Consider the following 12,340-nt stretch of genomic DNA (forward strand, 5'->3'; position numbering starts at 1 on the left):
ACGCACAGATGAGGGGCTATGTCAGCGTCGCCGGATCAACTCGTCGATGCCCTGCGGGCGTCCATGAAAGAGACGGAGCGTCTGCGGCAGCAGACCGAGGACCTCGTCTCCGCCGCGCGCGAACCGATCGCCATTGTGGGGATGGGGTGCCATCTGCCGGGGGACATACGCAGCCCGGAGCAGTTCTGGCAGCTCCTCGCCGACGGAACCGACGCCACCTCGGAGTTCCCCGACGACCGTGGGTGGGACCTGGACGCGCTGTACCACCCGGACACGGCGGAGCCGGGCACCGTCTCCACGCGCCGCGGCGGATTCGTCGCCGACGCGGCCGACTTCGACGCGGAGTTCTTCGGGATCAGCCCGCGCGAGTCGGTGGCGATGGACCCGCAGCAGCGGCTTCTGCTGCAGACCACCTGGGAGGCGATCGAGCGCGCGGGCCTGGACCCGGCCGCGCTGTACGGCAGCCAGACCGGCGTCTACATGGGAACCGCCTTCCAGGACTACCCCACGCGCGTACGGGGAGCGGACCTCGGCGAGTACGAGGGCTACTACCTGACCGCCGGTGCGGCCAGCGTCCTGTCCGGACGCATCGCGTACACCCTCGGCCTCGAAGGCCCCGCGGTCACGGTCGACACCGCGTGCTCCGCGTCGCTGGTGGCGATCCACACGGCCTGCCAGGCGCTGCGGCGCTCCGAGTGCGGGCTCGCCCTCGCCGGTGGCGTCACCGTCATGACCACACCGGAGCAACTCCAAGGACTCGGACGACAGGGCGGGCTGTCCCCGGACGGCCGGTGCAGGTCGTTCGCCGCCGGCGCGGACGGCACGAGCCTGTCCGAGGGTGTGGGCGTCCTTGTGCTCGAGCGGCTCTCGGACGCCCGTCGGCTCGGCCACCGCGTCCTGGCGGTCGTCCGGGGCAGTGCCACCAATCAGGACGGCGCGAGCAACGGCCTGTCCGCACCGAACGGTCCTTCCCAACAACACGTCATCCGCAAGGCACTTGCCGATGCCGGCCTCTCCGCCGCCGACGTCGACGCCGTGGAGGCGCACGGCACCGCGACCACCCTGGGCGATCCGATCGAGGCGCAGGCCCTGCTCGCCACGTACGGCCGGCAGCGCACGGCCGGGCCGCTCCGGCTGGGCTCGGTGAAGTCGAACATCGGACACACGCAGGCCGCCGCCGGCGTCGTCGGCGTCATCAAAATGGTCCTCGCGATGGGGCACGGCGTACTGCCGCAGACCCTGCACGTCGACGAGCCGACCCCCCATGCGGACTGGTCGGCGGGACAGGTGGAGCTGCTCACCCGCCAGACCGCGTGGCCGGCCACCGGGCAGCCCCGCCGGGCCGGGGTCTCCGCCTTCGGCATCAGCGGAACCAACGCCCATGTGGTCCTCGAGCAGGCCCCTGGGGACGAGGCGGCTCCCACGGACGAGCAGGACCCCGCGCACGTACGACCGTCCAATGTCCCTGTCCCGCCCAGGACTTCGGTGGTCCCCTGGGTCCTGTCCGCGCGCACCGAGGACGCCCTGCGCGAGCAGGCGCGCAGGCTCCTCGACCGTGTCGAGGGCGCGTCCCCCGCGCGCCCTGAGGACGTCGGGTACTCGCTCGCCACCGCACGTACCGCGTTCCCGCACCGCGCCACGGTGCTCACGGGCGGGGACGACGACCCGGCCCGCGCCCTTGCGGCACTCGCCGACGACCGCGCGGACCCGCGGCTGCTGCGGGCGGCGCAGATACGCGGGGGGCTCGGATTCCTCTTCACCGGCCAGGGCAGTCAGTACGCCGGCATGGGGCGCGAACTGTACGCAGCCGAGCCCGTGTTCGCCGAGGCGTTCGACGCGGTCTGCGCCGAGTTGGACAAGCATCTGGACCAGCCCCTCAAGGACGTGGTGTTCGAGGCGTCCGACGGCACCCGCCTCGACCGGACCGAACACGCCCAACCGGCCCTGTTCGCCCTGGAAGTCGCGCTGTTCCGGCTGCTCGAACACTGGGGCGTCCGCGCCGACGCCCTGATGGGCCACTCCGTCGGCGAGGTGAGCGCCGCGCACGTCGCCGGAGTCCTGTCCCTGCCGGACGCGGCGACCATGGTGGCGGCGCGCGGCCGGCTGATGCAGGCGCTGCCGGAGGGCGGCGTCATGATCGCCGTGCAGGCCACGGAGGCCGAAGTGCTCCCGCCGGCAGCCCGGCACGCGGCCCGGCTCGGCCTCGCCGCGGTGAACGGCCCGTCGTCCGTGGTGCTCGCCGGCCGGGCCCAGGAGGCCGAGGAGGTCGCCGCGCACTTCCGGGCCATGGGCCGCAAGACCCGGCGGCTGACGGTCAGTCATGCCTTCCACTCGCCGCTCATCGAACCGATCCTCGACGAGTTCCGCCGAACGGTCGCCGCCCTGTCGTTCGCCGCTCCGGCCGTCCCTGTCGTGTCCACCCTGACCGGGCGCGTGGCCACCGCGACGGAACTGACGAGCGCCGAGTACTGGGTCCGGCACGCCCGGGAGACCGTGCGCTTCGCGGACGCGGTCGAAGCCATGGAGAGCACAGGCGTACGCACCTTCCTCGAGCTGGGCCCCGGAGGTGTCCTCTCGGCACTGGCCCAGGAGAACCTCACCGAGCAGGACGCCGCGCCGGTGGCCACGCTGCGCAAGGACCGGGGCGAGCAGTCCGCGCTCGTCACCGCCCTGGCCCAACTGCACAACCGCGGCGTCGACGTGGACTGGCACACGTTCTTCGCCCCCAGCGACCCGCGCCAGGTCGAGCTGCCCACCTACGCGTTCCAGCGGCGCCGCTACTGGCTGGACGTCCCGGCCTCCTCGGCGCGGGTGGGCACCGCCGGACTCGCCCCGGCCGGCCATCCGCTGCTCGGCGCCGTGGTCTCGCTGGCCGACGACGACGGGCTCGTACTCACCGGGCGGCTCGCGACCCGTACGCACCGCTGGGTCGCCGACCACGCGGTGTTCGGCCAGGCCGTCCTGCCCGGCACGGCTGTCCTGGAACTCGCCTTCACCGCCGCCGACCGCGTCGGCCTCGACCACGTCGAGGAACTGACCCTCCACACCCCCCTCGTCCTGCCGGACGCGGACGCCGTCACCCTGCAGCTGCGGGTGGCGACCGCCGACGACACCGGGCGCCGGGCGCTGACGCTGCACGCGCAGCCGCACGGCACCGAGGACGACGGTCCCTGGACCCTGCACGCCAGCGGTGTCCTGGCCCCGCACGGCGGTGCGCCGCACACCGAGGCGGACCTGTCCGAGTGGCCGCCGCGCGCGGCGGAGCCGGTCGACACCGACGACGTCTACTCCGTGCTGCGCGAGACGGGCCTGGACTACGGGCCGGCGTTCCGCGGTCTGCGGGCGGCCTGGCGGCGCGGCGACGAGCTGTTCGTCGAGGCCGAACTGTCCGACCACACCGAGGGCGACGCGTTCGGAGTGCACCCGGCGCTGCTCGACTCCGCCCTGCACGCGGTCGCGCTGGACGTCGTGCTGCCGCCCTGGGAGCAGGCCAGACTGCCGTTCTCCTGGCGCGGCGTCACCCGGCACGCCATCGGCGCCTCGACGCTGCGCGTGCGGCTCGCACCGGCCGGTGACACCGCCGTGTCCGTGACCGCCGCCGACGGCACGGGCGCGCCGGTGCTCACCGCCGAGGCACTGGTGCTGCGGGCCGCCGAGCGCGACCGGAGCGGCGCCATCGCCCGGGATCAGCTGCTCCGCGTCACCTGGGACACCCGGCCCGTGGACCCGTCGCCGTCCGCCCCGGTGACCTGGGCCTGCGTCGGAACCGAGGCGCAGGAGCTGGCCGACCACCTGAGCGCCGACACCGCCGGTGCACTCGTCGGCACGCCGGCCGCCGTCCAGCCGGACCTGGCGTCCCTCGCACGCGCGGTGGAGGCCGGACTGCCGGTGCCGGACGCGGTGTTCGTCTCCTGCCGCACGCCCGCCGGCACGGACCCGAGCGCTGCCGACGCGGTCCGTACGGCCACGCATGACGCCCTCGCGACCGTGCGGGCCCGGCAGGCCGAGGAGTGCCTCGCCGACAGCCGGCTCGTGCTGGTCACACGTCGAGCGGTGGCCGTCGGGCACGAAGACGTCGCCGACCTGGCGTACGGCGCCGCCTGGGGTCTGCTGCGCACCGCTCAGTCGGAGCATCCGGGGCGGTTCCTCCTGGTCGACCTCGACGGCCGACCGGACTGCCACCGCACCCTGGCGACCGTCCTGAACAGCGACGAGCCCCAACTCGCCGTACGGGACGGGGAGGTGAAGGTTCCGCGCCTGGCCCGGGTGCAGCAGGAGCTGCCCCTGACCGTGCCCCCGGACACGTCGGCGTGGCGGCTCGGGGCCGGCGCCGGCGGCACCCTGGACGGCCTCGCCCTGGTCGCGCACCCCGAGGCCGAGGAGCCGCTGGCCCCGGGTCAGGTCCGGGTCGCGGTACGGGCGGCGGGCCTCAACTTCCGTGACGCGCTGAACGCCCTGGGCATGTATCGCGGCGAGCCGGTGCCCCTGGGCGTCGAGGGCGCCGGCGTCGTCCTGGAGACGGGGCCGGCGGTCAGCGGACTCGAGCCGGGCGACCGTGTGTTCGGCATGATCTTCGGCGGGATCGGCTCCCTCGCGGTGACCGACCACCGGCTGCTCACCCGCGTACCCGACGGCTGGTCCTTCGCCGAGGCCGCCTCGGTGCCCGCCGCCTTCCTCACCGCGGCCTACGCACTCTCCGATCTGGCGGACCTGCGCCCCGGCGAGGCGGTTCTCGTGCATGCCGGCACCGGGGGAGTGGGCATGGCCGCCGTCCAGCTGGCCAAGGACCTGGGCGCCGAGGTCTACGCGACCGCGAGTCCCGAGAAGTGGCTCACTCTGCGGGAGATGGGGCTCGACGACGCCCACATCGCCTCCTCGCGGACGCTGGACTTCACGGAGAAGTTCCTGCACACCAGCCAGGGGCAGGGCGTCGACGTGGTCCTGAACTCGCTGGCGGGGGAATTCGTCGACGCGTCCCTGCGGCTGCTGCCACGCGGCGGCCGGTTCCTGGAGCTGGGCACGACCGATGTCCGCGACCCCGCAGCGGTCGCAGCGGACCATGTCGGCGTCACCTACCGGGCGTTCCAGCTCATGGACGCGGGACCGGAACGCATCGGGCGGATGCTCACCGAGCTGACCGCACGCTTCGGGCAGGGCCGGCTCCACCTGCTGCCGGTGACGGCCCGGGACGTACGGCACGCCCAGGACGCCTTCCGGATGCTCAGCCAGGCACGGCACATCGGCAAGGTCGTGCTCACCGTGGAGTCCGCACCGGACCCGCAGGGCACCACCCTGATCACCGGCGGAACCGGCGCACTCGGCGCGACCCTTGCCCGCCACCTGGTGGACCGGCACGGCGTACGCCACCTGCTCCTGGCCGGACGCCAGGGCGAACAGGCCCCGGGCGCACGTGACTTGGCGGCAGAGCTCCGCGAACGGGGCGCCACGGTGACGATCGCGGCGTGCGACGTCTCCGACCGGGCCGCGGTGCGGAAACTGCTCGCCTCGGTGCCGTCGGCGCACCCGCTGACCGCCGTGGTGCACGCGGCCGGAGTCCTTGACGACGGAGTCCTGGCCTCGCTCACCCACGAACGGCTCGACACCGTCCTGGGCCCCAAGGCCGACGCCGCCCTGCACCTCGACGAACTCACCCGGCCGGCCGACCTGGCGGCTTTCGTCCTCTTCTCGTCGACCGCCGGGGTCCTCGGCGGTGCCGGCCAGGCGAACTACGCCGCGGCCAACGCCCTGTTGGACTCCCTGGCGGCACACCGCAGGGTGGCAGGACGGCCCGCCCTGTCCCTGGCCTGGGGCCCGTGGGCGGACTCCGACAGCATGCTCGGCGGCCTCGGCCACGCGGATCTGGCCCGCCTCGGCCGCAGCGGCCTGGTGCCGTTCACCGAGGAGGAGGGCCTGGCCCTCTTCGACGCGGCGTTCGGCGGCACCGATGCCACCGTCGTACCGGCGAAGGTCGACCGTGCGGCGCTGCGTCACGCACGGGCCGAGGAGCTGTCGCCCCTGCTCAAGTCCCTGACCGGCAGGAAGAAACAGCGGCCCGTGGCCCGTACCGCGGGCGGTACCTCCACGGCCGCGACGCTGGCGGACCGGCTGCGCGCCGCGTCCCCGGCCGACCGGGAGCAGATCCTCACCGACCTGGTGCGGGAGCAGGCGGCCACCGTCCTCGGCCACCAGGACGGCTCGGCCGTCGCCGCCGAACTGGCCTTCAAGGACCTGGGATTCGACTCCTTGACCGCCGTGGAACTGCGCAACCGGCTGGCCGCCGCCACCGGAACCCAGCTGTCGGCGACGCTGATCTTCGACCACCCGACGCCGGCTCTCCTGGCGCGGCACCTGCGGGGCGAGATCCTCGGCAGCGAGTCCGCCGGCCCAGCCACCACCGGACCCGTCGCCGCGACGCCCCTCGACGACGATCCCATCGCGATCGTCGCGATGAGTTGCCGCTATCCCGGCGGGGTGGCGACGCCCGAGGACCTCTGGCGCCTCGTCGCCGAGGAGGCGCACTCGGTCTCGCCGTTCCCGACGGACCGCGGCTGGGACACCGAGGAGGTGTACGACGAGGACGGGCTCCGCCCCGGCACGACGTACGTACGTGTGGGCGGCTTCCTGGACGACGCCGCACGGTTCGACGCCACGCTGTTCGGCATCAGCCCGCGCGAGGCCCTCGCCATGGACCCCCAGCAGCGGCTGCTCCTGCAGACCTCCTGGGAAGCCTTCGAGCGGGCCGGCATCGACCCGGCGTCCGTCAAGGGCGAACAGGTCGGGGTGTTCGTGGGGGCCGCGGCCCAGGGCTATCCCTCGGACCCGCGGCAGGCTCCCGAGGAGCTGGGCGGGTATCTCCTGACGGGCAGCACGACCAGCGTCATGTCCGGGCGGATCGCCTACACCTTCGGTGTCGAGGGCCCGGCGCTGACCGTGGACACGGCCTGCTCCTCGTCGCTGGTGGCGCTGCACCTCGCCGCCGAGTCGCTGCGGCGCGCCGAGTGCACCCTCGCCCTGGCCGGCGGCGCCGCCATCATGGCGACCCCCGACCTCTTCATCGAGTTCAGCCGTCAGCGCGGCCTGGCCCCTGACGGCCTGTGCAAGCCGTTCGGCGCGGCGGCGGACGGGACCGGATGGGGCGAAGGAGTCGGCACGCTCCTCCTGGAGCGGCTCTCCGACGCCCGCCGCAACGGCCACCCCGTCCTGGCCGTGCTGCGCGGGTCCGCGATCAACTCCGACGGCGCCAGCAACGGCCTGACCGCGCCGAACGGGCCCTCCCAGCAGCGCGTGATCCGTCAGGCCCTTGCGCAGGCCCGGCTCTCCGCCGCCGACGTGGACGCCGTGGAGGCGCACGGCACCGGCACCCGCCTCGGCGACCCGATCGAGGCCCAGGCCCTGGCGGCCACCTACGGGCGCGAGCACGACCACGAACGACCTCTGTGGCTGGGCTCGGTGAAGTCGAACATCGGCCACACCCAGGCGGCCGCGGGAATGGCCGGCGTGATCAAGATGGTGGCGGCGATGCAGCACGGTCTGCTGCCCCGGACTCTGCATGTCGACCGTCCGACCGACGAGGTGGAGTGGTCCCGCAGCGGGCTCGCGCTGCTCACCGAGGCCACCGCCTGGCCCGATACGGGGGCGCCCCGACGGGCCGCCGTGTCCTCGTTCGGCATCAGCGGCACCAACGCCCACGTCATCATCGAACAGGCCGAACCCGACGGGACCTCCGGCGATGCGGCCCTCCCGGTGCCCGCGAACAGCGAGGCCAGGCCCGCCGACGGCGCGACGGCCCCCGGCGGGACCGTGGGAGACGGCACGGTCGTGCCCTGGGTGATCTCCGGGAAGTCCGCCACCGCGCTGGCGGCGCAGGCGGGCCGGCTCCTGACCCGTATCGACACGCAGGACGCACCCGGCGACGGCGCGGAGGTAGCGCCCGGCAACGGCGCGGAGGAAGTGCCCGAGCCCGGTGCGAGGTCCGACGCCGGGCCGACGAGCATCGGCCACGCCCTGGCCACGACCCGCGCCGCCCTCGAACACCGCGCGGTGGTCGTCGGCGGCACCCGCCGGGAACTCCTCGACGGTCTGGCCGCGCTGGCCGAAGGACGTGCGCACGACGCGGTCGTACAGGGCGAGGCACGCCGCCGGGGCAGGACGGCCTTCGTGTTCTCCGGACAGGGCTCGCAGTGGCCGGGCATGGCCGCGGAACTCCTGGACGAGTCCGAGGTGTTCGCGGCCCGGATCGCGGAATGCGAGGCGGCCCTCGCGCCCTTCGTGGACTGGTCGTTGACCGACGTCCTGCGCGGCGCCGCCGGGGCGCCGTCCCTGGAACGGGTGGACGTCGTCCAGCCCGCCCTGTTCTCCGTGATGGTCTCCCTGGCCCGGCTCTGGCAGGCCTGCGGAGTTCTGCCGGACGCCGTGATGGGGCACAGCCAGGGCGAGATCGCCGCGGCCTGTGTGGCCGGCGCACTCTCGCTGGAGGACGCCGCCCGCGCCGTGGCCCTGCGCAGCAAGGCCCTCGCGGCACTCTCCGGCCAGGGCGGCATGGTGTCCGTCGCACTCGGCGAGCACGACGCGATCGGCCTCGTCGCGCACTGGGGCGACCGGCTCTCCGTCGCCTCGGTGAACGGCGCGCGATCCACCGTGGTGTCCGGGGACAACGACGCCCTGGACGCCCTCGAGGCACGCTGCGCGGCGGACGGCGTCCGCACCAGGCGGCTGCCGGTCGACTACCCCTCGCACTCTCCGCACGTCGAGCAGGTCAAGGAGCAACTGCTCAGCGAGCTCGCGCCCGTCGCGCCGCGGCCGGGGAACATCCCGTTCTACTCGACCGTCACCGGTACGGAGCTGGACACCACCGCCCTGGACGCCGCGTACTGGTACCGCAACCTGCGGGAGACCGTGCAACTGGAACGCGTGACCCAGCTGGTCCTGGGCCAGGGGTACGACGTCTTCGTCGAGGCCGGCCCGCACCCCGTCCTCTCCCTGGCGATCCAGGAGACCATGGACTCCGCGGGCATGAGCCACGGCGTCACGGTGGGCTCGCTGCGGCGCAACGCCGGGGGACTTCGGCGCTTCCTCACCTCGGCCGCCGAACTGCACACGAGCGGCCGGGAAGTGGACTGGCGGGCGGTCTTCCCGGAGCAGCCGACCGACCGGGTCGAGCTGCCCACCTACCCCTTCGAGGGCGAGCGCTACTGGCTGGAACGCGGCGACGGTTCCGCGGATGTGACCTCGGCCGGCCTCGGACCGGCGGGACACCCCTTGCTCAGCGCCGTGGTCGACCTGCCCGGCTCCGCCGGCACCGCCCTCGCCGGATGTCTGTCCCTGTCGTCCCAACCGTGGCTCGCCGACCACGCGGTGTGGGACACGGTGCTCTTTCCCGGCACCGGCATGGTGGAACTGGCGCTGCGCGCAGGCGTGGAAGCGGGCCGCCCCGCGGTCGAGGAGCTGACCCTCCTCGAACCCCTGGTCGTCCCTCGCGACGGCGGCGTCCAACTGCGCGTCATGGCCGCGCCGCCGGACGACGCCGGCCGGTGCCCGCTGGAGATCCACTCACGTCCGGAGGGCGCGGCGCCCGACGAGCCGTGGCTGCGGCACGCCGTCGGCACCCTCGGCACCCTCGGCCCGCAGGGCCCCGACGCTCCGCTCGACCTGTCGCAGTGGCCGCCGGCCGGTGCCGAACCGATAGCCCTGGACGGTACCTACCCGGCCCTGGCCGAGGCCGGACTCGACTACGGCCCGCACTTCCAGGGACTGCGCGCGCTGTGGCGCCGCGACGACGAGGTCTTCGCCGAGGTCGGCCTTCCCCAACAAGGCGATCGCGGCGGCGAGTTCGGGGTGCATCCGGCGCTCCTCGACGCGGCACTGCACGCGATCGTTCCCGGCGGCCTGGCCGCCGAGGGCGACACGAGGCCACGGCTGCCCTACGCCTGGAAGGACGTACGTCCCTACGTCACCGGCGCCACGTCGCTGCGGGTCCGCCTCACTCCCGAGGGCCCCGACACCGTGTCCCTCACGGCCTTCGCCGCGGACGGCGAACCAGCCGTCACCGTAGGGTCGTTGATGCTCCGCCCGGTCTCACCCGAGCGTGTCGAGCAGGCCCGCGGCGGACACCGTCGATCGCTGTTCGAGGTCGTCCCGCACACGCCCGCGCTGCCGGGCCGCCCGACCCTCAAGCCCGGCGCCTGGGCCGTCCTGGGCACCGACGGCCACCACCTGACCCGGGCCGCTGAGGCCGCGGGTTCCGCCCCCGGCGTGTACGCGGACCTCGAGGCACTCACCGCGGCAGTGGCCGCCGGAGCTCCCGTGCCGGAGGTCGTCCTCGTCACCTGGCACGGGCACGGCGATGACACCGCGGACCTGGCCGCAGCCGCGCGGGAGACCACCCGCCGGGCCCTGACAGTGGCTCAGAACTGGCTGGCCGACGAGCAGTTCGGCGCCTCACGCCTGGTGTTCGTCACCCGCCACGCCATGCCCGCCGCATACGGCGACGAGCAGCAGGACCTCGCGCAGGCCCCGCTGTGGGGCCTCATCCGCGCCGCGCAGTCGGAACACCCCGGCCGGTTCGTGCTCGTGGACACCGACGGGGACGAGGCGTCGGCCCGTGTGCTGCCCGCGGCACTGGCCTGCGACGAACCGCAGCTGGTCGTGCGGCACGGACAGGTACGGGCACCACGCCTGACCCGCGTCACGGCCACCGCTGCACAACCGGTCGAGCAGCCCGCGCCGTTCACTGCCGGCACGGTCCTGGTCACCGGCGGCACCAGCGGACTCGGCGCCCTCATCGCCCACCATCTGGTCGCTCACCACGGCGTCACCCGGCTCCTGCTCACCAGCCGCAGCGGCCGGGACGCGGAGGGCTGCGCCGCCCTGGAGGCCGAACTGACCGCGCTCGGCGCCCAGGTCACGGTGGCCGCCTGCGACGTGGCCGACCGGGAGGCACTGGCGGCACTCCTCGCCGCCGTCCCCTCGGACCACCCGCTGACGGCGGTGATCCACGCCGCCGGTGTCCTGGACGACGGCGTCCTCACCGCCCTGACACCCGACCGGCTCGACAAGGTCCTCAGGCCGAAGGTCGACGGGGCCGTCAACCTGCACGAACTCACCCGGGACACCGAACTGTCGGCGTTCGTGCTGTTCTCCTCGGCGGCCGGCGCCCTGGGCACCGCGGGGCAGAGCAACTACGCGGCGGCGAACGCCTTCCTGGACGCCCTCGCCGGCACCCGAAGGGCCGCGGGCCTGGCCGGTTCCTCGGTGGCATGGGGCCTGTGGGAGGAGCGCAGCGGCCTCACCGGCAGGCTCTCCGAGGCCGATGTGCGGCGGATGGCACGCAGCGGTGTGGGCCAACTGCCCACCGACGAGGGCCTGGCACTCTTCGACGCCGCACTGGGGGCACCGCAGGCCGTGCTCGTCGCCATGAAACTGCAGACGACGGGCCCGCAGCCCGCCGGGGCACCCGCACTCGTACCGCCGATGCTGCGCGACCTCACCGCCGCAGGCCGCGGACGGGGCGGTCCGGGCTCGCAGCCACCACCGGGACGGTCGATCGCCGACCGGCTGGCCGCACTGCCCGACGGCGAACGGGACCAGGTTCTCTCACAGTTCGTACGCGAACACGTGGCGGCGGTGCTGGGGCTTGCCGGACCCGAGGCCGTCGCGGAGACCCGGGGCTTCCTGGAGATGGGCTTCGACTCGCTGACGGCGGTCGAACTGCGCACCCGCCTCGGCGCGGCCACCGGGCTCACCCTGCCGGCGACCCTCGTCTTCGACCGCCCCACCCCTGCCGACACCGCCCGTCACCTGAAGGAGCGCCTCTTCCCCGACAGCCGCCCGCCCACCGCCGACGAGCTCGCCGAACAGCAGTTGCGCGCAGCCCTCGCCACCATCCCCCTGGCGCGATTCCGCCAGTCCGGCCTGCTCACCGACCTGCTGCGGCTTGCCGAGGGCGACGAGGCGACGGACCGGACCGGGGACCCGACAGGGGAGAGCGACGAGAGCGGCTTCGACGCCATGGACGTCGACGACCTCGTACGCGTGGCATTCGGCGACCAGCGCTGACCTTGGATTCGATCGTGGGAAGAGACATGACTGCAACCGCATCATCATCCGCATCTCCCTCCGCGTCGGTGGTCGAGGCGCTGCGTGCTTCGCTGAAGGAGAACGAGCGGCTCCGCAACGCCGTCCAGGCGGCGGCCGAACCCATCGCCGTCGTCGGCATGGGCTGCCGGTACCCGGGCGGAGTCAACTCCCCCGAGCAGCTTTGGAAGTTGGTCCACGACGGTGGCGACGCCGTGGCCGGATTCCCCACCGACCGGGGCTGGGACCTGACCGCACTGTTCTCGGA

General features: G+C 74.0%; 2 protein-coding genes. Both read left to right on the forward strand.

Translation table 11 applies throughout. From position 1 onward, the window contains the following. Positions 1-18: 18 nt before the first annotated feature. Complete coding sequence (locus GUY60_RS02865) at positions 19-12,054, forward strand: type I polyketide synthase (protein WP_161693377.1); 12,036 nt, start codon at positions 19-21, stop codon at positions 12,052-12,054. A gap of 26 nt (positions 12,055-12,080) precedes the next feature. Beyond that, positions 12,081-12,340 (forward strand): beta-ketoacyl synthase N-terminal-like domain-containing protein (locus tag GUY60_RS02870; RefSeq protein ID WP_223178647.1); only part of this gene is annotated, 260 nt, incomplete at its 3' end.

Source organism: Streptomyces boluensis (assembly GCF_009908195.1).
GTDB classification, from domain to species: domain Bacteria; phylum Actinomycetota; class Actinomycetes; order Streptomycetales; family Streptomycetaceae; genus Streptomyces; species Streptomyces boluensis.